The sequence below is a fragment of the Photorhabdus africana genome (assembly GCF_035181445.1).
GTDB lineage: Bacteria > Pseudomonadota > Gammaproteobacteria > Enterobacterales > Enterobacteriaceae > Photorhabdus > Photorhabdus laumondii.
In genome coordinates this window covers 30,193-55,912 of record NZ_JAXBVE010000016.1, presented here as the reverse complement: position 1 = coordinate 55,912, position 25,720 = coordinate 30,193, and the positions used below count along the sequence as shown (strand labels likewise).

The 25,720-nt window shown below is 42.5% G+C and carries 23 protein-coding genes and 1 tRNA gene; 8 read left to right on the top strand and 16 right to left on the bottom strand.

Features of this window, described 5'->3' with window-relative positions; translation table 11 throughout:
* Positions 1–132: 132 nt before the first annotated feature.
* The 6 genes from SLS51_RS11110 to SLS51_RS11085 form a co-directional block, all read right to left on the bottom strand.
* Entirely contained in the window at positions 133–1,026 is an 894-nt protein-coding gene (locus SLS51_RS11110; protein ID WP_323838289.1) for a hypothetical protein, read from the bottom strand.
* A 1,207-nt stretch (positions 1,027–2,233) separates the two neighbouring features.
* The gene (locus SLS51_RS11105) at positions 2,234–2,911 is read right to left on the bottom strand and encodes a hypothetical protein (protein WP_323838287.1); all 678 of its coding nucleotides are present in this window, start codon (positions 2,909–2,911) and stop codon (positions 2,234–2,236) included.
* Between the two features lie 786 nt (positions 2,912–3,697).
* Positions 3,698–5,026 (bottom strand): RCC1 domain-containing protein, encoded by a 1,329-nt coding sequence (locus tag SLS51_RS11100; protein ID WP_323838285.1) that lies wholly within the window; start codon positions 5,024–5,026, stop codon positions 3,698–3,700.
* 70 nt (positions 5,027–5,096) lie between these two features.
* Entirely contained in the window at positions 5,097–6,290 is a 1,194-nt protein-coding gene (locus tag SLS51_RS11095) for an RCC1 domain-containing protein (protein ID WP_323838283.1), read from the bottom strand.
* Positions 6,291–6,866: 576 nt separating this feature from the next.
* Positions 6,867–7,478, bottom strand: a complete 612-nt coding sequence (locus SLS51_RS11090; protein ID WP_228901517.1) for a recombinase family protein — start codon at positions 7,476–7,478, stop codon at positions 6,867–6,869.
* A 7-nt stretch (positions 7,479–7,485) separates the two neighbouring features.
* Positions 7,486–8,316 carry a KilA-N domain-containing protein gene (locus tag SLS51_RS11085; RefSeq protein ID WP_323838280.1) on the bottom strand — a complete coding sequence of 277 codons (831 nt, stop codon included), beginning with the start codon at positions 8,314–8,316 and terminating at the stop codon, positions 7,486–7,488.
* Positions 8,317–8,500: 184 nt separating this feature from the next.
* On the opposite strand from SLS51_RS11085, the gene SLS51_RS11080 reads away from it, so the two are divergent.
* From SLS51_RS11080 to ligB, 3 genes are all read left to right on the top strand, one after another.
* On the top strand, positions 8,501–8,872 hold the full coding sequence (locus SLS51_RS11080; RefSeq protein WP_323838278.1) for a DUF4158 domain-containing protein: 372 nt from the start codon (positions 8,501–8,503) through the stop codon (positions 8,870–8,872).
* Between the two features lie 327 nt (positions 8,873–9,199).
* Entirely contained in the window at positions 9,200–9,451 is a 252-nt protein-coding gene (locus SLS51_RS11075; RefSeq protein ID WP_323838276.1) for a Tn3 family transposase, read from the top strand.
* 335 nt (positions 9,452–9,786) lie between these two features.
* Positions 9,787–11,694 carry an NAD-dependent DNA ligase LigB gene (gene ligB / locus SLS51_RS11070; RefSeq protein ID WP_323838274.1) on the top strand — a complete coding sequence of 636 codons (1,908 nt, stop codon included), beginning with the start codon at positions 9,787–9,789 and terminating at the stop codon, positions 11,692–11,694.
* On the opposite strand, the gene SLS51_RS11065 is transcribed toward ligB, so the two are convergent.
* Positions 11,688–12,305 (bottom strand): trimeric intracellular cation channel family protein, encoded by a 618-nt coding sequence (locus tag SLS51_RS11065; protein WP_323838271.1) that lies wholly within the window; start codon positions 12,303–12,305, stop codon positions 11,688–11,690. The genes ligB and SLS51_RS11065 overlap by 7 nt on opposite strands.
* 133 nt (positions 12,306–12,438) lie before the next feature.
* Between SLS51_RS11065 and SLS51_RS11060 the strand changes: the two genes are divergently transcribed.
* A complete protein-coding gene (locus SLS51_RS11060; RefSeq protein ID WP_323838269.1) occupies positions 12,439–13,728 on the top strand; it encodes a YidR family protein in 1,290 nt (429 codons plus the stop codon).
* Positions 13,729–13,790: 62 nt separating this feature from the next.
* Here the strand turns inward: SLS51_RS11060 and SLS51_RS11055 are convergent, their stop codons facing one another.
* The 3 genes from SLS51_RS11055 to SLS51_RS11045 form a co-directional block, all read right to left on the bottom strand.
* Complete coding sequence (locus SLS51_RS11055; protein WP_323838267.1) at positions 13,791–14,111, bottom strand: YceK/YidQ family lipoprotein; 321 nt, start codon at positions 14,109–14,111, stop codon at positions 13,791–13,793.
* A 521-nt stretch (positions 14,112–14,632) separates the two neighbouring features.
* On the bottom strand, positions 14,633–15,886 hold the full coding sequence (locus SLS51_RS11050) for a valine--pyruvate transaminase (protein WP_323838265.1): 1,254 nt from the start codon (positions 15,884–15,886) through the stop codon (positions 14,633–14,635).
* A gap of 205 nt (positions 15,887–16,091) precedes the next feature.
* On the bottom strand, positions 16,092–16,649 hold the full coding sequence (locus SLS51_RS11045) for a DNA-3-methyladenine glycosylase I (RefSeq protein WP_323838263.1): 558 nt from the start codon (positions 16,647–16,649) through the stop codon (positions 16,092–16,094).
* Between the two features lie 211 nt (positions 16,650–16,860).
* On the opposite strand from SLS51_RS11045, the gene glyQ reads away from it, so the two are divergent.
* The 4 genes from glyQ to SLS51_RS11025 all read left to right on the top strand — a co-directional run bounded on the left by glyQ (position 16,861) and on the right by SLS51_RS11025 (position 20,366).
* A complete protein-coding gene (gene glyQ / locus SLS51_RS11040) occupies positions 16,861–17,775 on the top strand; it encodes a glycine--tRNA ligase subunit alpha (protein ID WP_323838261.1) in 915 nt (304 codons plus the stop codon).
* A gap of 9 nt (positions 17,776–17,784) precedes the next feature.
* Complete coding sequence (gene glyS / locus SLS51_RS11035) at positions 17,785–19,854, top strand: glycine--tRNA ligase subunit beta (RefSeq protein WP_323838259.1); 2,070 nt, start codon at positions 17,785–17,787, stop codon at positions 19,852–19,854.
* Between the two features lie 63 nt (positions 19,855–19,917).
* Positions 19,918–20,130 (top strand): type II toxin-antitoxin system RelB/DinJ family antitoxin, encoded by a 213-nt coding sequence (locus SLS51_RS11030; RefSeq protein WP_323838378.1) that lies wholly within the window; start codon positions 19,918–19,920, stop codon positions 20,128–20,130.
* A 159-nt stretch (positions 20,131–20,289) separates the two neighbouring features.
* A tRNA-Pro gene (locus tag SLS51_RS11025) sits at positions 20,290–20,366 on the top strand.
* A 102-nt stretch (positions 20,367–20,468) separates the two neighbouring features.
* On the opposite strand, the gene SLS51_RS11020 is transcribed toward SLS51_RS11025, so the two are convergent.
* From SLS51_RS11020 to SLS51_RS10995, 6 genes are all read right to left on the bottom strand, one after another.
* The gene (locus SLS51_RS11020) at positions 20,469–21,545 is read right to left on the bottom strand and encodes a methyltransferase domain-containing protein (RefSeq protein WP_323838257.1); all 1,077 of its coding nucleotides are present in this window, start codon (positions 21,543–21,545) and stop codon (positions 20,469–20,471) included.
* A gap of 16 nt (positions 21,546–21,561) precedes the next feature.
* The gene (locus tag SLS51_RS11015; protein WP_323838255.1) at positions 21,562–21,747 is read right to left on the bottom strand and encodes a hypothetical protein; all 186 of its coding nucleotides are present in this window, start codon (positions 21,745–21,747) and stop codon (positions 21,562–21,564) included.
* Between the two features lie 12 nt (positions 21,748–21,759).
* Positions 21,760–22,653 carry a permease gene (locus SLS51_RS11010; protein WP_323838253.1) on the bottom strand — a complete coding sequence of 298 codons (894 nt, stop codon included), beginning with the start codon at positions 22,651–22,653 and terminating at the stop codon, positions 21,760–21,762.
* A 53-nt stretch (positions 22,654–22,706) separates the two neighbouring features.
* A complete protein-coding gene (locus SLS51_RS11005; RefSeq protein ID WP_323838251.1) occupies positions 22,707–23,042 on the bottom strand; it encodes a PadR family transcriptional regulator in 336 nt (111 codons plus the stop codon).
* Between the two features lie 305 nt (positions 23,043–23,347).
* Positions 23,348–24,571 carry a cytochrome P450, cyclodipeptide synthase-associated gene (locus SLS51_RS11000; protein WP_323838249.1) on the bottom strand — a complete coding sequence of 408 codons (1,224 nt, stop codon included), beginning with the start codon at positions 24,569–24,571 and terminating at the stop codon, positions 23,348–23,350.
* An 85-nt stretch (positions 24,572–24,656) separates the two neighbouring features.
* On the bottom strand, positions 24,657–25,433 hold the full coding sequence (locus SLS51_RS10995) for a tRNA-dependent cyclodipeptide synthase (protein WP_323838245.1): 777 nt from the start codon (positions 25,431–25,433) through the stop codon (positions 24,657–24,659).
* Positions 25,434–25,720 lie beyond the last annotated feature (287 nt).

Genomic DNA, 25,720 nt, shown 5'->3' with positions numbered 1-25,720 from the left:
GAATTAATATTCGAATGGTAATATTTAAATGGTTTACGTAAAAACTGACCGTTATGGAAACGGGTTGTCTATTTCCAATGTACTTCGAGTGCTCAACCGGGGATTACTCCCCGGTTGTTCTATTAACGATTTTTATTTATTGCGGCTATCTGCCTTTCTCACCCCGGATATATTATCTGGGTTATCACAGGGATCTGGCTTCGCTAGGTTCGCACTGCCCGTACTGCCCGTACTAGTAGGTTTCTGGATGGCTGGGTCTTTAAACCTATTATTCGGATTGTTGTCTGGTGGTGTCCAGAAAGCAACATTATGAATCCAATTGCAGGTGTCTTGCATTTCAATTGACGGTACCCCGTTTTCCCACTTACTTTCCAATTCAAATTTCTCTTCGGGTTTACGCTCCCATGAAAATCCGGTCCCTAGGCAGTTTACTGTGTAAGTCAGGTCGTTCACGTTAGATTCCATAACGTTTTTGTCTCCCTTGAACCAGTAGATGTCTGGATTGACAACGATAGCATCCGTATAGAGGGTCACTGTGGCTTCCCCTGGAGATCTATCTTTACGTTTGGCAACCATCTTACAGGTATACTTACCTGTAACCACATGTGGCACCTTGAAGATTCTGTATTGTGCTCTAACCCAGAACATGCCGTCTTTTAGCATCATCTCTTTTCCTATCGGTTTTGGAAAATTATGATTTTTTACTATCGGAAAGACATTCAATAAGGTACTGGTACCCACTTCTGGGTAACGAATTGGCTTACCGTTGTTGTCTTGCCCATTTATCACCGGTTTCCCGAGAGCTTTGATTGCCCAACTTGGGTTCCAATTGGGTGTAGCAGCGGCGAATACCGAGGTGGAAAAGAGCGCCCCTATAGACACGCACATCATCCATACCGGCCACTGGCGGTAATGTGCCGTTATCCGACCAATATCCTGTTTCATTCTGTTGATGAATGTGTTACCCGCATTCATGGGATATTCAGATGGGGATAATTCCCCAGTTGTTACGTGAGAAATTTTCATTTATTGCTGTAATCCCGTCCCGGCCAAATGACATTGGCCTTTCAGAGATTCCCCTTTTTCCAGTTATTATTTTCTGCATCGGGTACCCGTGCAGGTCGTCACTACAGGTTATCTGTCTTAATGACAGGTTTTGTTCAATTAGTCTCTGGACTCCGGCTCTTATTCACTTCCTCTTGATCGGAGGAAACCCAAGTCAAATACCACTTTGCACTGACTGTCCGCATTACTTTATGTTGCTTTCCGAGCCTTTAGGTATATTTGCCTACCATTTTCTGCTATTACTCTTGCCGCTAGATTTATCCGCTATTGCTGGCTGATACACATGAGATAATTCAATATGACTATTATTTATTGAGTTGAAACCGGAATGGAAAACCATCTCGGCCAATGTAACCTTGGCTATTTGTATCCCAAAAACTCAGAGGGTAGCGTGCAGAATAGCGATGCATCTTGAAATCCATAGGGTATATATTGGATTTACCTTTTACCCACAGGGGAACCTATGCCATAAGACTTGTCCCTTGCGGGTTAAACTGAGTTTTTACTGATATGAATAATATTAGACATTATTTAAGTAAAAATCTAATAGAAAAAAGTTATCGGCTGATAACCTTAGGTTAATGCTACACCTGATTGTTGGTAGTGGTTTTTAGATTATTTTCCACAGATAGATCACAAGAGTGGTAATAATGAGATTTAGGCAGAGGGATTTAGCGGGGATATACATCTTTATGACTATTATTACGTGAACGAGTAACTTAATTTGGTAATAATAGAGGGCAGGTAAGCTAATATTTCAAATTAGAGGGTGTCGCAAAAGGCCAGCATTGACAATAAACCCACAGAGATTTATTGCCTGTTATTGGAACTGACAACCCAGACAAGCTAAAAATAGCCCATAATATCAGGGCAACGGCCCTTGATAAGTTATACGCTATGACGTTTAGTGTAAGCAGACGGTTCCAGTTTTCGAGTGAATAAGGTCATAAAAGATCTGCGCCTAAAGGAAGAGCGCAGATTTTAATGGATAACATGAGCTTTTGCGACACCCTCTTTGTGGCGGGGAGGATGTCAACTGTATTCATTGAGTGCTCAACCGGGGATTACTCCCCGGTTGTTCTGTTAAAGATTTTTATTTATTGCTGCTATCGGCCTTCTCATTCCAGATAGGTTATCTGGGTTATTACAGGGATCTGGCTTCTCCAGGTTAGCTATTAGGTCTCAGGATGGCTGGGTCTTTAAACTGACCATTTGGATTGTTGTCTGGTGGCGTCCAGAAAGCAACATCATAAATCCAATCGTTAGTGTCTTGCATTTTAATTGACGGTACCGCGTTTTCCCACTTACTTTCCAACTCAAATTTCTCTTCGGGTTTACGCTCCCATGAAAATCCGGTCCCTCGGCAGTTTGCTGAGTAAATCAGGTCGTTCACGCTAGATTCCATAACGTTTTTGTCTCCCTTGAACCTGTAGAATATATAATTTACAACGGTAGCATCCGTCTTGAGGATTGCTGTGGCTTTCCCTGGACGTCCATCTTTACGTTCGGCAATCATCTGACAGATATACGTGCCTGTGACCACACGTGGGACCTTGAAGATGCTGTTTTGTGCATTTATCCAGAACCTGCCTTGTTCCAGCGTCATATCGCTTCCCATCGGCTTTGGAAAATTACGATTTCTTACTGGCGGAAAGACATTCAATAAGGGACTGGTACCTACTTCTGGTTCTGGGTAACGAATTGGCTTACCCCTGTTGTCTTTCCCATTTATCACCGGATTCCAGAGAGCTTTGATTGCCCACGTTGGGTTCCAAGAGGGTGCAGCAAGAGTATAATAATACTCTGATGGGGATAGCTCCCCGGTTGCCATATTAAAAATTTTCATTCTTTGTGATAACCCTGTCCCGGCCAGATTGTATTGGCCTTTTAAGGGCCCTCCTTTTTCAGATGATTATTCTCTGCATCGGGTCACCCGTGCAGGTTGTTATTACACGGTTTCGTTCATGTAAGAGTATTGCTGGAACTCATGTTTGAGGAGAAATCGTCTTGATTCATATTACTCTCCTAACTTAAGGTTATATCGGATTTACCTTTACCTACAGGGAACCTATGCCATAAAACCTATCCCTTGCGGGTTAAGCTGAATTTCTATTGCTACGAAGACATAAATAAGATTAGCAATTATTTTAAAAAAAAGATAATAGGAAATAGTTATCGGCAGATAACTTAAGATTAATGCTAAATTAATTTTTTGGTAGTTGATTTCAGATTATTTTTTTATCTATAAGTGGTAAGGGTTGAAATTATGAGACTTGAGCGACAGAATTTAGGGGGGATGTACATCTTTATGGCTACTCTTATTAATACGTAAATATGTAACTTAATATGCTAAGTATTAACTGTAAAGCAAGGAAGAAAAATCACTAGGGGTTTATTGTAATATCCGCTCTAGCCTGTTTATGAAAATGTCAGTTATTTTGGGGTTTTTAGGATTTACGTCCCAAATTATTTCGTAAAGTCATAGTCTTTTAATCTTTATTTGAAAGTTAATATTAGTAATAACAGAGAGCGGCTGTGATGAGATTTAAAGTGAATACTCGACAGGCTGAACCGAGGTATTATGGCTCAGCCTTGGTTTTCGTGTTTTTTAGTCATTCATAATGACAATGGATTAATCATCATATTCACTATGTACTATATTATCGTTACCAACATCCCAGGCTAATATCTGACCATTCTGTCGTAAGACTGTGAAAGATTTACCGGTTGTACTTAGGCTGACGATATCTTGTAATCGGGCTATCCCAGATGGGAGTTTGACGCTTGGATCACTGTGTCCCCAAGAGACCACGCTACCATTTGCCCTTAGGGCAGCGAACGCATCATTTGCTGCACTTAGGCTGACAATGTCCGTTAAGTTGGCGATTTCGGGTGGGATGCTGGTACTTGCCCCCCAGATGACTACGCTGCGATTTGCCCTCAAGGCAGCGAATGAGCCTCTTGCTAGATGTGAGCTTATTGCGGGATGTAGGCTGACTATATCCTTTAATGCGGCAATTTCGGGTGGAACCTGACCGCCAGAGTTCGGATCACCCCAGGTAACTACACTACGGTCTGCCCGCAGGGCAGCAAATGCTTTGTCTGTTGCACTTAGGCTGACAATGTCCGTTAAGTTAGCAATTTCTGTCGGGACGCTGCCGCCTGATTCTCCATCTCCCCAAGCGAGCACGCTGCCATCTTTTTGCAGGGCTGCGAAAGAAGTCCATGTTGAACTTAGGCTGACGAAATACTTGTAGTCTATATTAGAAGGTACAGAATATTTACCCCAGGAGACTACTTGATCATTCGCCCGCTGGGCCACGAATGTATTCGCAGTTGTACTTATTCTGACAATATTTTTTAATTGGGCAATGTCAGACGGGACTTGCCCTCCTTGATATGGATTTCCCCAGGCGACCACACTACCATTCGCTCGTAGGGCGGCGAAGGCAGAATATGTTGAACTTAGGCTGACAATGTCCTGTAATTCAGCGATATCGGATGGGATTGGGCTTCCCCAATTTGGCGCTTTCTGATCTGGATCTCCCCAAGCGACTACACTACGGTTTTCCCGCAGGGCGGCGAAAGCACTCGACGTTGAACTCAGACTGACAATATCCCGTAATTTGGCAATTTCTGGTGGGACTTCGCCGCCGTTGTCTCGATCACCCCAAGCGACCACGCTACGGTCTGCCCGCAGGGCGGCTACAGCAGAGATTGTTGAAGTCAGGTTGACTATATCCTGTAATTGAGCAATTTCGGGTGGGATATTTCTGACATCATCATCTCCCCAAGCGATCACTCTGCCATTTGGTAATAACATGGCGGTTGACCAGGCCGTAGGGACGATGCAGATTTTGTCGTTGGAGTTACTATTACCGTATGTCCCAAATTGCTGGTATAACTTTATAGAATTATCGTGGGTATCCATGTTTGGTGAGAAATCGTTATTTTGGCTCATCTTCTTCTCCTAATAAGGTCATATCGGATTTACCTTTTCTGTACCGTAAAACTTCTGCTCAATGGATTAACTAACTATCATATTCATTATGTAGTTTATTGTCGTAAATAGAGCCCCAGCCTACCCTCTGACCATTGGTTCGCACTATTGTGAATGAGTTTCTTGATGCATTAAGGCTAACGATATCTTGTAATCGAGTTATCCCGGAAGGGACTTGATTGCCTTGATAATCGCCATATCCCCAGGCAACGACGCTACCGTTCATCCGTAGGGCTGCAAATGCGGTTTCTGTTGCACTTATACTGGTAATATCCTGCAATACGGCAATTTCGGGTGGAGTTTTGATATTATTGCCTTCCCAGGCAACCACACTGCGATCTGCCCGTAGAGCCGCGAAAGCATTCGATGTTGTACACAGACTGACGATATCTTGTAATTGGGCAATCTCCGACGGAATACTGCCACCCGAAGATGGGTCGCCCCAAGTAACAACACTGTGATTTGCCCGTAGAGCCGCAAAAGCAAAATTTGTTGCTCTTATGCTGACAATATCCTGCAATTGAATAATTTCTGGTGGGATTTGAGCACCTAAGTCTTGGAATCCCCAAGTGACGACGCTGCGGTTTGATCGTAGAGCTGCGAAAGCAGAACCTATTGCACTAATACTGACAATATCCCGCAATTGGGCAATTTCTGGTGGAACCTGACCTCCCCCATTTTTAATTCCCCAAGCGACTACGCTGCGATTTGCTCGTAGGGCTGCAAATGCGTTTATTGTTGAACTCAGGCTGGTAATATCCTGCAATTGGGCAATTTCATCAGGTATTCGACCACCAGAAAATTCATCGCCCCAGGCGACTATGTTTCTGTTTGCTCGTAGAGCCACGAAAGCAGAACCTGTTGCTTTCAGGCTGACAATATCCGTCAATTGGGAAATGTCGGATGGGACTTGACCATCGTTACCTTCGTTTTCGTTTCCCCAGGCGACCACGCTCCGGTTTTTCCGTAGTGCCGCAAAAGCATCATCTGTTGCACTCAGGCTAACGATATCCTGTAATTGAGCAATGTCGGGCGGGATTTGACTACTAGGACCATTTCCCCAAGCGATCACTCTGCCATTTGGTAATAACATGGCAGTTGCCTCTTTAGTAGAGGCGATGGGCGTATTATTATCAGCGTCACTATTCCTGTCTGGTTGCCAATATTGTTTTATAGGATTGTCGTTGGTATCCATACTTGGTGAGAAATCGTTATTTTGATTCATATTACTCTCCTAATGAAGGTTATATCGAATTTACCTTTTCCCACAGGGAGTCTATGTCATGAAATCTATCCCTTGCGGGTTAAGCTGCATTTCTACTGATATGAATAAGGTTGTCTATTCTTTAAATATAATAGGAAAAAATAATTAAGACTAATGGTAAATCTATTTTTCTAATCCGTTTTAAGTTTCTTTTATATCAATAAGCTATAAAATTCACAATGTTGAAGTTTGATCAGGGAGATTTAAAGAAAATATATATCATTATGGTTGTTAATAATATATTAACACGTAAATTAATTTACTAATAATTAATCGTAAAACAGAAAATAAAGAATTATTAATATTTTTGTCGTAATATCCATAAATGTTCTCAAGAATTATTTATATGCAAGTATTCAGAGTAACATGTGTATTTAATTATTAATTGAAATGCAATAAATAGTTAAATGATTCAGGTTTTCACCATAAATATCCGCTCTATGCAGTATATAAAAAAGTCCGCTACCTTGGCTATTTTTGCCCATCCCCCGATAGGCTTCAAAGTTGATGAGGAAAAAAATGGGTGCTCAGTTAGCGCTAAGATTTTAATACTCTTTTGCCGTGTTCCCTGAGTTCCCCATCTGGCCCTACATACTTATAGAGAGCCTGTCTGCTAATCCCAAGCTCTTCACATAATTCAGATACGCTACAATCTCTACTCTTCATGGAAGCTTGTGCCAGGCGAACCTGAGATTTTGTGAGTTTAAAAGAACGTCCGCCTTCACGTCCTCTTGCTCTGGCCGCTGCCAGCCCTGCTTTTGTTCGTTCACTGATCAACTCCCGTTCAAATTCGGCCAACGCGGCAAAAATCCCAAAGACCAATTTGCCACTGGCCGTCGTCGTATCAATTTCTGCACCTTGCCCGGTCAGTACCTTAAATCCGATTTTTCGATCCGCAAGATCATGGATAGTATTCACCAGGTGTTTTAAGCTTCGACCAAGCCTGTCAAGCTTCCATACCATTAACACATCGCCAGGTCTGAGGGCTTTCAAACAGGCATCCAATCCAGGACGTTTGTCTGATTTCCCTGATATTTCATCCTGATAAATGTTTTCTTTATTAACACCGGCAGCAAGTAAAGCATCCAGTTGGAGATCCTGCACCTGACTTCCATCAGATTTGGAGACACGGGTATACCCAATTCGCATGAACGACCTATTTTAATTGTTTAAGTTTTTCAATGGATTTGTTTTCTATCAGGATCTTCATTTGACTGACCGCAACGCGATTCAGCTTTTGGAACCTGTCGTTTGCAGAGAAGCCTTGCTCGATAAGTTCAGCATTGAAGCTTTCTAAATTAGATAACACGACAAGCTGTTCCAGTGTGGCATAGTCCCGTATATTGCCTTTTAGTTCCGGGTTCTCTTTACGCCAGTCGCTGGCTGTCTTGCCAAACAAAGCCAGATTCAATATATCGGCCTCATTAGCGTAAGCAAAGTTTCTTGCTTTTGGGTTAAGCTCCAGGGCGGGAATAATGTTCGTTTTTATTGACTCTGTATGAATATGATAGTTGACCTTGGCCAAAGTGCGCGAAACATTCCATTCCAGATTTTTCTGTTCATTTTCTGCTTGTTTGAGCCGTTGGAATTCTTTTAATAGATAGAGCTTAAACTCCGCGCTGATCCAGGAAGCAAACTCAAAAGCAATATCCCGATGCGCATAAGTTCCGCCATATCTGCCCGCTTTCGAGATGATCCCGATTGCATTGGTGGTTGTGATCCAGCGTTTTGGCGTGAGAGAGAAACTGTTTGCGCCCGCTTCATGTTTAAATCCATCGAATTCGATGGAATTAAAATCGGGATTATGGAGCTGTTCCCACAAACCGATAAACTCAATGGTACTGCGGTTTCTCATCCAGTTTTGCAGAATGTAATCACCGCGGTCGCCATCTTTGTACTTAGCGATGTCAGATAGCGATATATAGTCATCTTTTTTGTCGGAAAAGACAGAGACTTTTATACCTCGAACATCAATTTTTTGCGCCATAAACCTTTCTTCTCGCTTTTGGTGTGTCAGTTAAACGAAGGTTTAATTGACAGCCTTGTTTTAGCCTAAATACGGATGGAAAGATGTAATATAAACTGTATATAAATCTATGTCTATTAAAGGTGGTAAGAAAAAGATAAAGTGACATACTCAATGTCACCCTGCCATATTAAGAATTAAAAAAATGAATACCAATAAAAAGCGCCTGACTATACTGACTCAACCTGAAATTCAGGACTATTTTGGCCTGCCTCGATTTACTTTGGAGGAACGAGAATACTATTTCACCTTATCCGATACGGAGCATCAGATAATACCGCAAGGTTGGTCTGTTAACTCCAGAGTGAACTTCATTCTTATGCTTGGGTATTTTAAATCCAGGAAAATATTCTTTACCTACACGCGGGAAGATGTCATCACGGATATCTCTTATATTCTGGCTTGCCATTTCCCTGATCATTCTGCCGCCAATATAAAAGTTCCAGGCAAGACGACCTGGCCGCTCGGGTTGTTAAAAGATCAGCTAAGCCTGTGTTTATCTTGCGGGCATTGTTAAGTCACCTCAACTCATTCCTGATCGATATGAATTTGCCGTATACAGGATGCTTAAAACAGCCTTTGAATCAGGGGACATTTTTAACCAGAACACCACTAAATATCGAAGTTTTACAGACGACTTAATTCCCATGAACAGGTGGAAAGCCGACAAACAAAGTGTCCTGAATGACCTAGATCTGCCCGTATTACAAAGACCAATATCCCAAACTTTGCAAGAACTTAAAGATGAGCTTGAAGAAAAACTAAAACATGTAAATCAAAGGATCATCAGCCGAAAAAATAAGGACGTTAAATTTAACAATTACCGTATAAGCCTATTCGTAAAGTGCATGAAGAACGGATTGTCGAAGAGTGGCCAAATATTCAACATATAATGACTTCTCTTGGTCAGAAGGAAACGACGCAATCATCCATTGTTAGGAAATTAAGCTCTTATGCCCGACAAAATAAAACAAAAAAAGCGATAGCGCATGTCAACGGGGGCAAAATGAATGTAAAAAGTGAAAATGAACAACATATACCCTATGGATTTCAAGATGCATCGCGACGGCAAGGGAGTGAATCCCCGGGAGCATAGCAAACTATGTGACCGGGGTGAGCGAGTGCAGCCAACAAAGAGGCAACTTGAAGGATAACGGGTATATTATTCACGAATGTACCAGACTCATAGCCAATGCAGTTATTTATTTCAATGCAGAACTCTTGTCCAGTTTGTTTGAGAGAGGTGATCCTGACGGTTTATTTGAGATGGGATAGCTGGGTAAAATATCGCTAGTGGCGTGGCAACACATTAATTTCTACGGTCGATTTGAGTTTAATGACATAGCAACAACATTTAGCGTTGGTGAGTTCGTCAAGTCGGTTGACCTGACGACATTATTTACAGATTAAAGTCATAAACAGTGGAAGGGCTTGAAAAGTAACTTTGAATCCTATCGGGGGATGGGCAAAAATAGTTACCTTGGGATTTCAGGCAGTTATTCTTCGAACCGCTTCGCAAAGTTATTATCTCTGCCTTGGACAGCATCTCTTTATCCTCTATTTTGTTGTTATGCATGGATAGCCAGGGAGCAACGGATGCTTAATTTATTGATATTAATTCTGTTCATTGTTTTCAGTTCACCGATAGTTGCGGCTGAAATTTTTGTTTCGAATACAGAGAAGAATTGCCCCGAATGGTCGCAGGACAAATTACAACGTGAAACTAACAGCTTGATGCAACAGATGGCGCACTGGGATCAGCTCTATCGTCAGAAAGGGATCAGCGAGATCGATGATGAGGTTTATGATCAATTAATGTCGGAGCTGACTCATTGGCAATTCTGTCTGAAACAAGCACCCCATTCAGATTTTCCTGTGGAAGTTTTTCCCGATAATAAGCTTGTTCATCCGGTTGCTCATACCGGATTAAGTAAACTGAAAGACAAGCAGGAAATTAACCGATGGTTGCACGGTAGATTACCTGTCTGGTTACAGCCAAAGATTGATGGTGTGGCGGTAACATTGGTTTATCAGAACGGGAAACTGGTTTCATTAATCAGCCGGGGCAATGGTGCCGAAGGGGTAAATTGGACAGCGAAAAGCCGACATATTCCCGATATTCCGCAGAATATAGAAAATGCTCCACCTGATTTGGTATTGCAAGGAGAACTCTTTCTGCATAAAGAGGAGCATAGACAGCAATTATTGGGGAGTGATGGCGCTCGTAATCGGGTTGCGGGTTTGATGATGCGTAAGGGCCATTCGTCAGAATTAAAACAAATAGGTTTGTTTATCTGGAGCTGGCCGGATGGCCCTGCGGAGATGGAAAGTAAATTGCGCAAACTGGCAGATATGGGGTTTCCATTGGCGCTTCGCTACAGTCATAAAATAGAGGAACCAGAGCAGGTGCAGAAACTGCGGATGCACTATTTTGAACAACCCATGCCTTTTGCTACAGACGGTATCGTGCTGAAACAGGAAATTGAACCTAAAGGAAACCAGTGGCGGTCTGGATCTAACAGTTGGGCTGTGGCATGGAAACACCCTTTACGCCATCAGGTTACACAAGTCAGGGAAGTTAATTTTACTATTGGCAGAACGGGCAAAATCTCAGTGGTTCTTGGGCTGGATAAGGTGAAACTGGATGATCGGCAGATAAGCAGAGTCAATATTGGTTCTGTTCGTCGTTGGCGGCAGTTGGATGTATTACCGGGGGATCAGGTGACGCTGACATTGGCAGGCCATGGTATCCCGAAATTAGCTCAGGTGGTATGGCGGATCAAAGAGCGTCAGGATATTCAGCCACCGGATAAGCAGCATTATCATGCACTAAGTTGTTTGACGTTAACGGTGGGTTGTGAACAACAATTTAATGCACGATTGAAATGGCTTGGTGAAAATCTGCAAATGACAGGTGTCAGTAGCGGTAGTTGGGTAATGTTGACCGAACGGAAGTTAGTCACTGATTTAACCGGTTGGTTAGCGCTTTCAGCTCAACAAATTGCGGCCTTACCAGGAATCGGAGATAAACGGGCACAGGTCATTTATTCGCAATTCAGCAAGGCAAAAAATCAGCCTTTTTCCTACTGGATGAAAGGGATTGGAGTGCCTTATATGGATAAGCTGTCTGATAATGTTGATCACTGGCAGCAACTGGAGCAGAAATTAGCCGCGGCACAATTAAAACAACCGCTTACTGTCGGGCAGTTGAAAAAGTTGTCTGATTTTGTCAATGACACGCAGATTAAAGCGATTGCAGAGAAACTGTCAGTGGCAGGGATAACGGGTTTTGACCGGGAAAACGGGGTCGTAGTTAACCCCGCTGATATGGCTCAGTGATCGGAGTGTTCGTAATTAAAGACCGGTAATCCAAGACGGTAGCGAATAGCAACCAATCTTGCTGTCAGACCGGCGATCAGGGTAATCAGAACAATGCCGTTTTGCGGTAACGGCGTGTGCTGTAAGCCAATATATAACCAGGCGGCGGTAAAGGAGACACCCGCATAGATCTCTTTCTGGAAAACCAACGGAATGGTGTTACATAACATATCGCGTAACACACCACCGAAAACACCGGTAATAACCGCCGCAATGGAAGCAATGATTGGGCCATAGTTCATCTCCAGCGCAATCTGTGCGCCAAGAATGGAGAAGACAATCAAGCCAATGGCATCAAGGATCAGAAACAGGCGGCGCAAATGCTTCATCATCGGCGCAACCCAAGTGGTGATTACGGCGGCACAGGCAACGGTGACGATATATTCAGGATGCTTAACCCAACCGAGGGGATAATGCCCTAGTAGTATATCTCGAACGGAGCCACCGCCAATCGCCGTTACGGAAGCAATAATAATCACGCCGAACATATCCATTTTACGGCGGCCCGCAGCTAAAGCCCCGGTCATCGCTTCAGCAGTAATACCGATGATATAAAGAACACTTAGTAACATAGAAATGAAATGTACGTAGCATAAAAAAGTAAGAGTAATGTCGAAGTGGTAAAGTCTCGACTGAAATTTTTTAGTTCCATCCATTTCGGATTAATATTATTTATCCGAAAAAACCTGATGCAAGGATAATAAAATGGCCTTTCAGGAACGGCAAATCACGTTAGATAACCGTAGCCACCAGCTTACTAATATTAATGTCTGGACACCAGACAGCCAATGGTTAGCTTATGATGTTCGCCCCAACGGTGCTTCTTTTACTGGTTTAACGATAGAAAAAATTCATGTGCAGAGTGGAAAAACAGAAATTATCTATCAGGCAAAGGAGGGCGCTCATGTTGGCGTGGTGACAGTCAGCCCAACAGAACCTGTCCGATATGCGTTTATTCATGGGCCAGAATGCCCAGATGAGCAATGGCACTATGACTTTCATCACCGTCGGGGCGTCATTGTCAGTGAGGATTCTTCGGGAAAAGCGGTTACGCTGGATGCAATGGATATTACTGCCCCTTATACCCCGGGAGCGTTGCGCGGAGGCAGCCACGTTCATGTATTCAGCCCGGATGGTAGCCGTCTAAGTTTTACTTATAACGACCATGTTATGCATAAGCTTGATCCAGCGCTGGATTTGCGCAATATCGCCGTGGCTGTGCCCCTCAAACCAGTTGAACCACCTAAGCACCATCCCCGTGAATATGATGGTAGCTATTTCTCCGTTGTGGTTAGTACTACTACTTTCCGGCCGGAGCCGGGCAGTGATGATATTAACCGCGCCTATGAAGAGTGTTGGGTAGGTCAAGCAGGATATTGTAAAGCGGATGGTAATTGGCAGCGTTGGGCATTGGCATTTATTGGCGATACTATTTCTGCAACAGGGGAAAAAGTACCGGAAGTCTATATAGTTGATTTACCTGAACAGGATGCTGATTATGCGGTAGCAGGGGAAAAACCGCTGCAAGGTACGGAAACAACGTTACCTGCGCCGCCTGCCAGTGTAATGCAGCGTCGTTTGACATTGACCAGCCACAAACGCTGGCCGGGAGTCGTGAATAACCCGCGTCACTGGTTGCGTGCTTCACCGGATGGTGAACAGATTGGTTTTTTAATGAAAGATGATAATGGTATTGTGCAATTGTGGACAATATCGCCAAATGGTGGCGAGCTCCGTCAAATAACTCAGAGTTACTGTGGCATTCAATCTGCTTTTAGTTGGGAAAGTAGTGGTCGGTTTGTTGCTTTTATTTGTGATAACAGTGTGATGCTGTGCGATGTACAAAATGGTCAGATGCAACGTTTGACAAAGCGTACAGAAAAAGCGCCTGCTGCGGATGCGGTGGTGATTTCACCGGATAGTCATCATATTGCATTTATGCGTGAAGTCGATGGTTATATGCAAATTTTCCTGGTGGAAACCGGATTGAAATAAATATATTTGCCATCAGTTCATTCTCCGCTGGTGGCAATAAATAAACCGGAACGGATTATCAATTAATTGGTTTTGGTTTGATGTTGTGCTTTTTCTATTTTTTCAATTCGCTCTTTTGGTGAACTTGTTGATTGATCTTCGTCAGATTTTATATAGTCATAAGGTAATAAGAGAGTATCTAATAGCGCAGAAAAAGGCAGATCAATCGCGAGTAATGGTTTCATTACCCAGCCCGTATCTTTGTCTTTTAACATTTCAATGTTAGCTTTAGCTCCGGGATAATAACCTCGGCTAGGCCCTGAATGTGTCATGATGCTGGTACACCCGCTGATTAACAACCATCCTAATGTGACGCAAAATAGAATTAATTTATTACTCTTCATCGGTTCTATTGATCTCGTATGGCTAAGCCGCTGAAATAGTTTGCTCTTGCATAAGTTTGTTGGGTGATTTTTATTTTCCCAAATCTCTTAATGAAGAGTTTTGACATCAATCACTATAATCACGTCATGTAACATTGACCATAGCCCTGATATCAAAAAGTCGTGAATTTTTTATGTAACAGGATTTTTTTCTGTTTTTTAATTAATAAAAAATAATGTACGTCATCATGATGATTTGGATAGTCTATACCCGTCATCTTTCAAGTTGCCTCTTTGTTAAATGCGTAATGTACTCTTGCGTTAGCCATCAGTAAACGCACAAAAACACGCTTATTCGAGGCATTGGATTTAGAAATTTCTGATTGAATAGAGGCTGCTTAAGGAGAGTGGGCAAACAAGGCGTGTTTCTTTCTCTTCTTTATGCACAAAGCATTCTACAAATTCTGAAAATAATTATGTAAAGTCCTCGTTATCATTTTGCTCCTGCATTTCCGGGCAGGAGCTTTTTTACTATATTGATTTCAGGCTGCTTGCTGATGTGCCTGCTCAATTTCTTCTGCCAAAATCGCAATCCCTTTGGCAATACTTTCCGGATCAGGAACATAATTCATACGCATGCATTCATGAGCATGCGGCCAGTCTTGTTCCAATCCGGGGAAGAAATAGTGACCTGGAACCATTAACACACCACGTTTTTTCAGTCTTTGATACAGCGTTTCTGTGGTTATCGGCAGATTTTTAAACCACAGCCACAAAAAAATGGCACCTTCTGGTTTATGGATAAGGCAAAGTTCCGCCGGTAGATAACGACGGATAATCTGAATCACGTCTTGAACCCGTTGTTGATAGAACGGGCGGATAATTTCCTGTGACAAACGAAGCAGGTCATTGCGCCGGATCATTTCCAATGCCATTGCGGGGCCGACACCGCCCGGCGCAAGGCTGATGATACCATTCATGTTACTGACGGCATTGATGATTTTATCGTTAGCGATAATGATTCCGCAGCGTGAACCGGGCAGCCCTAATTTGGATAAACTCATGCACAGAATAGTATTGGGATTCCACAATGGTGTAGCTTCGCTGAAAATAATACCTGGGAATGGCACGCCGTAAGCATTATCAATGAGTAGTGGAATCTGGTGTTGTTGAGCCAGATAATCTAGCCGTTGTAACTCTTCATCAGTGATAACGTTACCCGTTGGGTTGGTTGGGCGAGAAACACAGATCAGGCCAATATCTTCGGTAATATTGAGATGGTCAAAATCAACATGATATTTGAATTGGCCTTCTGGCAATAATTCAATATTGGGTTTATTGGCAACAAATAAGCCTTCATCCAGCCCTGAGTCAGAATAGCCAATATATTCCGGTGCTAGTGGAAACAGCACCTTGCGGACAGAGCCATCTTCTCCGCGTCCAGCTAGCAGGTTAAATAGATAAAAGAATGCACTTTGGCTGCCATTGGTCAAGGCAATATTTTGTGTGCCAATTTCCCAGCCAAGTTTTTCGCGCAGCATCTCTGCCAATGCTCGAATTAGCGTATCTTTACCCTGAGGGCCATCATAGTTGCATAGTGTTTCCGTGAGTTGGCCGCTTGCGACCATCTCAGTCAGTAATTGCTGAAAATAGTCATCCATTTCCGGGATATGTGCCGGATTACCACCGCCCAGCATAATTGCACCAGGTGTCCGCAACCCTTGATTAAGGTCATTCATCAGGCGGGTTATACCTGCGTCTTGTGTAAACTTGTTACCGAATTGAGAAAAAATCATAGCCGTGTTCGTTGTCGGTGTGTTATTTAAATTAGAAGAAATAACACCATACCCTTCGCATTATCGAGGTGCAATCTGGAAAATTATGACTATTAATTATTTAATATGGCATTTAATTTAACATTTAAAATAAAGAGCTAAATGTTTGGTTAATATCCAGTTTTATTATTGGTGTTAATCTTGGGACTATTGTAATTCACTGAATTTATTTTCTACATAAACAGTCAGTTATATGGTCATTGACCAAGCCAGTTGCCTGCATAAATGCATAGCAAGTGGTACTGCCGATAAATTTAAACCCCCTTTTTTTCAGTGCGTGTGATAACTCATCTGAAAGATCTGTTTTTATCGGCACCTCTATGATGGTTTTCCACTGATTAATAATCGGTTTGTTATCAACAAAACGCCAGATAAAGGTGCTGAATTCTTCACCCTGTTGTTGCATTTTAAGATATGCCCGCGCATTGTTGATAATAGCGTTAATTTTGGCGCGATTGCGGACAATAGCAGGATCAAGCATCAGCCGTGCCACATCATTTTCATCCATGACGGCAATTTTTACCGGGTCAAACTGATGAAAACATTTACGATAGCCTTCGCGTTTTTTCAGAATAGTCAGCCATGATAGCCCAGATTGTTGCCCTTCCAGACAAATCATTTCAAACAACTTTTGGCTATCTTGTAGCGGTTTCCCCCATTCATTGTCGTGATAAGCCAGATATTGAGGATCAGAGGTAACCCAATGGCAGCGTGTTAATTCCATACGTGTTAATTCCAATAGTCGTTACTTTCAGTATGAGTGGTTGGTCATTGACAGTACCTTAACTGTATAGATATACAAGTTAAATAACCAAATTGAGATTTTTTTATTTCAAGGCGAAATTAAGAGCGAATTCAGTGCTGTATATCTTAAAGTCAAAGGGTATACTGGCCTACTTCCTTTCAAATTCATATGTATCGCGTGCGGATCCAACATGCAAAAGTTTGATACCAAGACCTTTCAGGGGCTGATCCTGACATTACAGGATTATTGGGCGCGCCAGGGCTGCACCATTGTCCAACCACTGGACATGGAAGTTGGCGCGGGTACTTCTCATCCCATAACTTGCCTGCGTGCACTTGGCCCAGAGCCAATTGCTGCTGCTTATGTACAACCTTCTCGCCGTCCGACCGATGGCCGTTATGGTGAAAACCCTAACCGTTTACAGCATTACTATCAGTTTCAGGTCATTATTAAACCATCCCCAGACAATATTCAGGAACTGTATCTGGATTCTCTGAAGGCGCTAGGGTTAGACCCGACGGTTCATGACATCCGTTTTGTTGAAGATAACTGGGAAAACCCAACGTTAGGCGCTTGGGGATTGGGTTGGGAAGTGTGGCTTAACGGGATGGAAGTGACTCAGTTTACTTACTTCCAACAGGTAGGTGGCCTTGAGTGTAAACCTGTCACGGGTGAGATTACTTATGGTCTTGAGCGTCTGGCAATGTATATCCAAGGCGTAGACAGTGTTTATGATCTGGTTTGGTGTGATGGCCCGCTGGGCAAAACCACCTATGGTGATATTTATCATCAAAATGAAGTGGAACAATCCACTTATAATTTTGAACATGCAGATGTTGATTTCCTGTTTACCTGCTTCGAACAATATGAAAAAGAGGCTCAGGACCTGCTGGCATTAGAAACGCCGTTGCCGCTGCCAGCTTATGAACGTATTCTCAAAGCGGGCCATACATTCAACTTGCTGGATGCCCGTAAAGCTATCTCGGTGACTGAACGCCAGCGTTATATCCTGCGTATTCGCACCCTGACCAAAGCGGTTGCCGAAGCATATTATGCCTCCCGCGAGGCGTTAGGCTTCCCTATGTGTAAAAAGAATCAGAACTAAGAGGCTGTCATGACTCAACAGACTTTCCTGGTGGAAATCGGCACAGAAGAGTTGCCGCCGAAGGCTCTTCGTTCATTAGCTGAAGCATTTGCTGCTAATTTTGCGGCGGAGTTGGATAACGCGAATTTAGCGTATGGTGAAGTGAGCTGGTTTGCCACGCCGCGCCGTCTGGCACTGAAAATTGCTAATTTGGATGAGGCGCAAGCTGATCGTGAAGTCGAAAAACGCGGTCCAGCGATTGCTCAGGCATTTGATGCTGAAGGTAAACCGACAAAAGCGGCTGAAGGTTGGGCTCGCGGTTGTGGTATTACGGCTGCTCAGGCTGAACGTTTAGTGACAGATAAAGGCGAATGGCTATTGTATCGTGCGCTGGTTAAAGGCCGTAGTGTCAAAGCGTTGCTGGCGGCTATGGTCAATAGTGCACTAAATAAGTTGCCAATTCCTAAATTGATGCGTTGGAGCGATAAAGAGACTCAGTTTGTTCGCCCAGTTCATACCGTTACCATGTTGTTTGGTGATGAACTGATTGAAGGCGAAATTCTGGGTATTAAATCCGCACGTGTCATTCGTGGTCACCGTTTTATGGGTGAATCTGAATTTGCGATTGATAATGCAGAGCAGTATCCAGAGATTTTGCAGCAACGTGGTAGAGTGCTGGCAGATTATACAACCCGTAAGGCACTCATTAAGCAGGATGTAGAACAGGCGGCGGTTAAGCTAGGCGGCGTTGCTGATATCAGCGACAGTTTACTGGAAGAGGTGACTTCATTGGTTGAATGGCCGGTTGTGCTGACAGCGAAATTTGAAGAGAAATTCCTTGAAGTGCCAGCCGAAGCATTGGTTTACACCATGAAAGGTGACCAGAAATACTTCCCGGTTTACGACAATGCCGGCAAATTGATGGCAAACTTTATCTTTGTTGCCAACATTGACTCTTCTGATCCACAACAAATCATTGACGGTAACGAGAAGGTGGTTCGTCCACGTTTGGCCGACGCAGAATTTTTCTTTAAGACGGATCGTAAACAGCGTCTGGAAGATAATCTACCTCGTCTGGAGACGGTTTTGTTCCAGAAACAACTTGGTACTTTGCGTGATAAAACGGATCGTATTCAGGCGTTGGCTGGTTGGATTGCAGAGAAAATTGGCGCTGATGTGAATCATGCTACCCGTGCTGGTTTGTTGTCCAAATGTGACTTGATGACCAACATGGTATTTGAGTTCACCGATACACAAGGTGTGATGGGAATGCATTACGCCCGTCATGATGGTGAAGCAGAGGATGTTGCTCTGGCATTGAATGAGCAATATCAGCCGCGTTTTGCCGGTGATGAGTTACCGTCTACCGGTGTATCTTGTGCATTAGCTATCGCGGATAAAATGGATACTCTGGCGGGTATTTTTGGCATTGGTCAGCATCCGAAAGGCGATAAAGATCCGTTTGCGCTGCGTCGTGCTGCGTTGGGTGCTCTACGTATTATCGTTGAGAAAAAATTGCCTCTGGATTTGCAGACACTGACAGAAGAAGCGGTTCGCCTGTATGGCGACAAGCTGACAAATGCCAAGGTTACGGATGATGTGGTGGAATTTATGCTTGGCCGTTTCCGTGCTTGGTATCAGGAGCAGGGCTATAGCGTTGATACCATTCAAGCTGTGCTGGCGCGTCGTCCAACCCAACCCGCTGATTTCGATGCTCGTGTTAAAGCGGTGACCCACTTCCGTACACTGGATGAAGCTGCAGCGTTAGCCGCAGCGAATAAGCGTGTTTCTAACATTCTGGCGAAGTCTGAAGAGACATTGAACGAGAAAGTCAATGTTTCTACGTTGAAAGCGCCAGAAGAAGTGAAACTGGCAACACATCTGGTGGTTTTACAGGATAAACTCGCACCTCTATTTGCTAAAGGTCGCTATCAGGAAGCGTTGGTTGAGTTAGCATCTTTGCGTGAAGTTGTTGATGCTTTCTTTGACAATGTGATGGTGATGGATGAAGACTTACAGGTGCGAGTAAATCGCTTAACCCTGTTAAGTGAGTTGCGTGACTTGTTCCTGAGAGTGGCAGATATTTCGTTACTGCAATAGTGACCTGAAATAGTCAATTCCGGCTGTTGTGAAATGCGATAGCCGGAACTTAATGCCCTTGGCATTGATTTTACTGAGGTTTTGGTTGGTATGGGGTTAACCGTATCTGATCTAGTGCGTATCACCTTGACTAAAGTTGTGAAGGAAAAAGCATTACCGTTTGAAATGCGAGTACCTAATAAATTGACTGCCGAAACTTTGGCTAAGAGCGATCGTGGTGAAGACATTCATCAAGCAAAAGATGCTGACGATTTATTCGATCAGCTTGGTATCTGATGCGCCAGCCAAGATATTCAAGTCAATTTAAGCGTGATGTGAAATCCGTGAGAAAGTGCGACATCACTGGCTTTCAGTTGTTTTTATCAGCAACTAACCTATGATTATCAAAAAGGTATTGACGGCCTGTAGCGAGCGCAGTAAGATTCGGCTCGTTTTCGGCGAGTAGCGCAGCTTGGTAGCGCAACTGGTTTGGGACCAGTGGGTCGGAGGTTCGAATCCTCTCTCGCCGACCAGATAATAGTTTGGGGATGTTAAAGTAGCTCCGCGAACTTAAAGAAATCAAAAAAGCCTTACAATTGTTGCTGTAAGGCTTTTTGCTATTCGGTAGCATTTACTCAACAGCCACAGTTGTTTGGGACATCGGTTTGCATAATTTTAGTATCAGCATCAAGTTGCTGCGGTGTTCCACAGTTGAAAAGGCCATAGTGCTTTTTCCCATCGCCAATTAAATCAAACAATATATGGTAACGGCTTTTGGTAATCATCTTAGCCGTATTGCCGCACACAGGGATTGCTCTGCCTGCCTCAAAGATATGCTCTTGATCAAGAACAAACTGATTTGGGGCATCCGGTAAATTACCTTTATAGATTGCGACTTGACCATAGTCCTCACAGCGGTCTTCTAGTTCTAATTTGAACAGTCTTAGTGTCATGGAATACAGTTTTGCACCGCCTAACTTTGTTTCGATCTCTTTATTATTTATGGATTTTAAATAGCTATGGGTTACACGGATATCATTAAAACCGATTGTTCTTGCCAGCCGTATAAAATCCTCAAAATATAGAACGTCACCGATACATTCACCAACAACTTGTGGATCATCTTTCAGTGATTGGTCCAGTCTTCTATCTGAAAAAATGTCAGAAAAGTAGATTTCGCCGCCAGGCTTGAGTAAGCGAGTCATACCAGCCAACACATCTGCCTTAGACATAGACAGATTGATAACACAGTTTGAGACGATAACGTCGATACTGGCAGGTAGTAAATCGAGTTCCTCTAGTGATTCGATATGCCCTTGTTGAAAATGAACGTTGGTGGATGGGTAGCCAAAGATCTGACGATGATAGTCGACAAAACTCTGGGCAAACTTGATTTGTGCTGCTGTTGCATCAATACCAATGACTTTACCCTCAGCGCCTACGAGATGAGACAGAATAAAGCAATCCTGCCCACTACCACATCCTAAATCCAGAACTGTGGATCCTTCCAGTAAAGGGGGAAAAGGGGCGCCGCAGCCGTAAAAACGCATCTGTACATCAGGATGGATAAGCTTAAGAATTTCTTTGATTCTGTCTGGAGGAGAGGCGTTCATAGAACATATATTCGTCGCGAGATCCTGTTTGTTGGACAATGTTTCTCCATAATAGTGTTGTATGTCTTCCATCCGTTGTTTAATCAATTGTTCTTTCATCTTTTTCTTCCTTAAACTAAACATTTTTGGGTGCTTGGTTTTCTTCTTTAGCACCTTTGGTATTTTGCTTACAGCAATCAGAATTTTTTTCCTTTGAAATATCTTGAGCTTCTTCAGTCATCGCTTCAATCCGCATTGCACAACATGCGGAAGTTTCCTGTTTACCGAATAAACGGGCAATAAACCCTTTCTTCTCAGACATAACGGCCTCCTTTCAGGCAAATAATAGATTAGCGATATACCCTACCCCGACCGCAACACAGAAAATGGTCAGGACAAAAACAGCCACTAAACGGGGACGGAAAATGGTATTGAGCAGAATAACTTCAGGAATGCTCGCCCCTGCGCCAGCAATAATCAGTGCTGCGACAGCGCCGATACTCATCCCTTGAGATTGCAATGCTAAACCGATAGGAATCAATGTTTCTGCTCGAATATAGAGTGGGACGCCTACAGCTGCTGCAACGGGAATGGCGAATGGATTATCGGCTCCGGCAATATTGGCAATCCATTCTCCCGGTACTACACCGTAGATTAAGGAACCTATACCTGCACCGATAAGTAAGTAGGGCAGGGAGGTTTTAAACAGACTGAATGCAGCGCGACTGGCGCGGTAGAGACGAGACTTTAAATCCGTTACTCCCAGAGGGTGGTTATCACCGACTACACGCACTTTTTTGACATCTCGTTCTAAACCAATGAACTGCCAGATTGCTCCCACTGCTACAGAGAGAATAAAAGCAGAAGCGCCATAAAATAGTGTGAATTTCCAACCAAGCAATGTCACCAGCAAACCCAGAATAACCGGATTGAGTATTGGTGAAGATACAAGGAAAGACATAGTAGCGCCAAATGGTGCACCTGCATTAAGTAGACTCACGGTAACTGGAATGGTTGAGCAGGAGCAAAATGGTGTTACTGCCCCTAATCCTGCGCCAACGAGATTGCCCCGCAAACCACGTCCGGTAAGCAGGCGCTGTACTGTACTGGCTGGTATGTACTCTTGCATCATTGCGACAATGAAACTCACAACTAAAAACAGAACGATCAACTCGGTACTTATGATGGTAAAAAATTTAAGTGTTTCGGAAAAAGAGTTTGGGTTCATTTTACATTCCTGATCAATGCATAAATGGGTAATGTATATAGTTAAAAAAATCGTCATTGCTGACGATTGATATGTACAACGACGTCCATCCAAGCTTCTACAGCGACAGCAAAGGCTTCACGACCTTTATCTGTCAATGTGTAGACTTTACGTCCACGACCTGCAACTGTTTCATTGTGCACTGTTACATACCCACCTTGCTCAAATTCGCGTAGCACTGGATAAATTGTACCTTCAGTAGGTGAACAACACCCTTGGGTAGAATGCTCAACCTCACGGGCAATTTCGTAACCGTGCATAGGTCGTTGTTGTAGGACACTAAGAATGAAAAACTTGGATAAGCTCATCTTAATGATGCCATTCCAATACATTCGATCAGTGTAGTCCACTGTTGTTGGTCCAACAGTGTTAAGTGTTTTCTTCGATTTGTTCATAACGGCACTATATGCATTGAACATCAAGGTGTCAATATATAAGATATTTCCTGATTGTTTCAAGGGATACTCACTTCCGGCATCCCTTAACTGTATTCTAGATGGATCTTCTGAGCGATTTCACATAAGCCTGATGTTTTTTCAGAAGTTCCACATACTCACTATTATGTATAGGCGTCATTACACCACAACACCACACTACAGTATGAACTTTATGTTCCTATTCCATTGTTTCCATAGTGATTTTCAGATAAAGGCGACTATTCCTTGATAGCAGAAGATGCTATTGGATCGAAACTCAAAAGGAGTTTAGAAGGTCCTCGTGTATATACGCCTGTTTCTTGATAATGATAGTGATCAGCAAAACGTAAATTATGCAGGCAATCCAAAATAATATTGGATGAAACTTCCAATTGACTGAGTGAAAATGCAGCCGCAATACAAGCATGAGTACCTGCACCAAAAGCTAAATGTCTCTTTCGATTTACTTTCTGTTGCGAAGTGGTATTTTTTCTTCGATATAGATCAAATTCATTTGGTTTGTGAAAAACCGATGGATCACGATTAGCTGCGCCAATCATACAAAATACTACAGTGCCTTTAGGTATATCGATACCAGAAATAGTGACATCTTCACTCGCTTCTCTTGGAATGAGTTGTACCGGTGGCGTCAGACGTAAAGTTTCTTCAAATGCATCTCGAACCAGACTGCGATCTTTAATCACTGCATCAAGCATACTCGGATTAGATATTAAGTGATTAAGCATCATTGCTAATACCTTGTCAGCAGGTTCTGTAGCCGCTAATAGAATGTTTAAACACAGTGCTGTAATTTCACTTATGGACATCGCTGTGTCTTGACAAAATATAGATATAATGTCCTCACTGGGATTACACCGTCTCTGATCTATTATAGGCTTTAGTAAGTGAATTAATTTCTGACTACATTCAAGACTGTGCATTTTTTCTGGCTCTGTTTGGTCAAACTGGGTAATAAAACTGGCGATACCCTTGTGCCATTCAGCTATATCACGATAGTTATCACTTGGCAGTCCGAGAATACCTAATGTTACTAATACGGCATAATCTCGGCCAAAGTCATTAACAATATCTATATTTCCTTTTTCTATATGAGGTCGTAAGAGATCTTCACTAATCTTTCGAATCATGGGTTCGTAGTGACTATTAAAATAATCTCTTAAAAGCCCCTGCATCATGAGTTTTCGTTTACACGCATGCTCTTCACCTTCCATTTGAATAAGAACGCGATCCCCCATAACCGGTTCGGCAAGTGCAGTTAATGGCTTAGTATTGAAAATTGAGGATTTTAAAATAGCGTCAACATCCTCATATTTGCCAATAAAATAGCTGTTTCGGGATTGATCAAAATAAACTAAATCTTGTTTATGCAAAATGTCGTAAAAATCGTAAGGATTTTTTATGAATTTGAGATCGTGAATGTTGAAAGAGCTTAATTTAGCCATTATTTTGCTTCCTTTCTAAGGATATTTTTTACTAAGAGCCTATTAACGTTAAACACAGTGACTATCTCATCAGACTGTTTGTGTTTTATAATTGAGTGACGATTCCGTAACTTTGTCTATCTGCTACTTGTATAGGATAACTACCGTTAAATAACCCTTTTCCGATTGACCAAGGGCGGTGATAAAGTAACGTAGAATACTTTACCCCAAGTAATCGAGGGGTATTGAGGTAAAAGGGAATTTCAGCGAAAATATATGGCAACGCTTTATATACTAATTGTAGGTCAATTTGACCAAAGTATTGCCCAGTACCTTTTAGTCGCCCTTTTATGGCTTGAAAGGATATATCAAGGCAACTTTTTTTAAAAGATTCTGATTCATTAAACGCGTTTTCAACTTGTGTTTTAAGAGATTGGTAGTCATGGTTTAGTGCAAAGTCACTAAATTGGATGACTCTGATTTGTTTGCTTTTTAACGTTGCTATGGAAATAGCATAATCAAGGTTACATAAATGACGTCTAATTTCGCGATGTGTTTTCTTGATAGCTTTAGCATCATCAATTCCACTAGCGACTAAAAGGCGTGAAGCTTCATGTTCACAGGGTAACAATATGTCGACTTGTCGGAAATAATGACTTGACCACTGAATAAGGTCCACCACATAGTCCTTTGAAAAACGCGAGTTAAAGGGGCTTATCCCTATTAGCGCGTGATCCCCTTTTTGAATAATTTGGTCACAACGAGAGGTTTCACCTTGGACAGTAAATGATGGTGAATTATCGTGCAGTAATGTTGAATGGATTGATAATATTTGATTGTTCGTTTCTTTTAAGCATTTTTTTTCAGTAGATAACATTTCCATTGACTTTCCATTTTTTAATGTAATTCCACATAATCCTGTATAAATCACGCTATTTAACTTGAGGTTTATTTAATCTCTTGTATCAGTAATCCTGTAGGAAAATTACGTATAGACTAATAATATCATAGTAAAAAATAACATTTAATTACTATCCATGATATTTAATTTATCCATCTGAGAAATATATCTCATTCATTAAATGACTTGTTTGAAAAAACATAAGAATAGTGTATGAATATTATATTCTATGAGCATCAAATGGAATGTAAATATGAAATTAAATGACA

Excerpts from the sequence above, each read along its gene's own strand:
- SLS51_RS11110 (WP_323838289.1), bottom strand. The coding sequence starts at position 1,026 with ATGAAAATTTCTCACGTAACAACTGGGGAATTATCCCCATCTGAATAT.
- SLS51_RS11105 (WP_323838287.1), bottom strand. The coding sequence starts at position 2,911 with ATGAAAATTTTTAATATGGCAACCGGGGAGCTATCCCCATCAGAGTAT.
- SLS51_RS11100 (WP_323838285.1), bottom strand. The coding sequence starts at position 5,026 with ATGAGCCAAAATAACGATTTCTCACCAAACATGGATACCCACGATAAT.
- SLS51_RS11095 (WP_323838283.1), bottom strand. The coding sequence starts at position 6,290 with ATGAATCAAAATAACGATTTCTCACCAAGTATGGATACCAACGACAAT.
- SLS51_RS11090 (WP_228901517.1), bottom strand. The coding sequence starts at position 7,478 with ATGCGAATTGGGTATACCCGTGTCTCCAAATCTGATGGAAGTCAGGTG.
- SLS51_RS11085 (WP_323838280.1), bottom strand. The coding sequence starts at position 8,316 with ATGGCGCAAAAAATTGATGTTCGAGGTATAAAAGTCTCTGTCTTTTCC.
- SLS51_RS11080 (WP_323838278.1), top strand. The coding sequence starts at position 8,501 with ATGAATACCAATAAAAAGCGCCTGACTATACTGACTCAACCTGAAATT.
- SLS51_RS11065 (WP_323838271.1), bottom strand. The coding sequence starts at position 12,305 with ATGTTACTAAGTGTTCTTTATATCATCGGTATTACTGCTGAAGCGATG.
- SLS51_RS11060 (WP_323838269.1), top strand. The coding sequence starts at position 12,439 with ATGGCCTTTCAGGAACGGCAAATCACGTTAGATAACCGTAGCCACCAG.
- SLS51_RS11055 (WP_323838267.1), bottom strand. The coding sequence starts at position 14,111 with ATGAAGAGTAATAAATTAATTCTATTTTGCGTCACATTAGGATGGTTG.
- SLS51_RS11050 (WP_323838265.1), bottom strand. The coding sequence starts at position 15,886 with ATGATTTTTTCTCAATTCGGTAACAAGTTTACACAAGACGCAGGTATA.
- SLS51_RS11045 (WP_323838263.1), bottom strand. The coding sequence starts at position 16,649 with ATGGAATTAACACGCTGCCATTGGGTTACCTCTGATCCTCAATATCTG.
- glyQ (WP_323838261.1), top strand. The coding sequence starts at position 16,861 with ATGCAAAAGTTTGATACCAAGACCTTTCAGGGGCTGATCCTGACATTA.
- glyS (WP_323838259.1), top strand. The coding sequence starts at position 17,785 with ATGACTCAACAGACTTTCCTGGTGGAAATCGGCACAGAAGAGTTGCCG.
- SLS51_RS11020 (WP_323838257.1), bottom strand. The coding sequence starts at position 21,545 with ATGAAAGAACAATTGATTAAACAACGGATGGAAGACATACAACACTAT.
- SLS51_RS11015 (WP_323838255.1), bottom strand. The coding sequence starts at position 21,747 with ATGTCTGAGAAGAAAGGGTTTATTGCCCGTTTATTCGGTAAACAGGAA.
- SLS51_RS11010 (WP_323838253.1), bottom strand. The coding sequence starts at position 22,653 with ATGAACCCAAACTCTTTTTCCGAAACACTTAAATTTTTTACCATCATA.
- SLS51_RS11000 (WP_323838249.1), bottom strand. The coding sequence starts at position 24,571 with ATGGCTAAATTAAGCTCTTTCAACATTCACGATCTCAAATTCATAAAA.
- SLS51_RS10995 (WP_323838245.1), bottom strand. The coding sequence starts at position 25,433 with ATGGAAATGTTATCTACTGAAAAAAAATGCTTAAAAGAAACGAACAAT.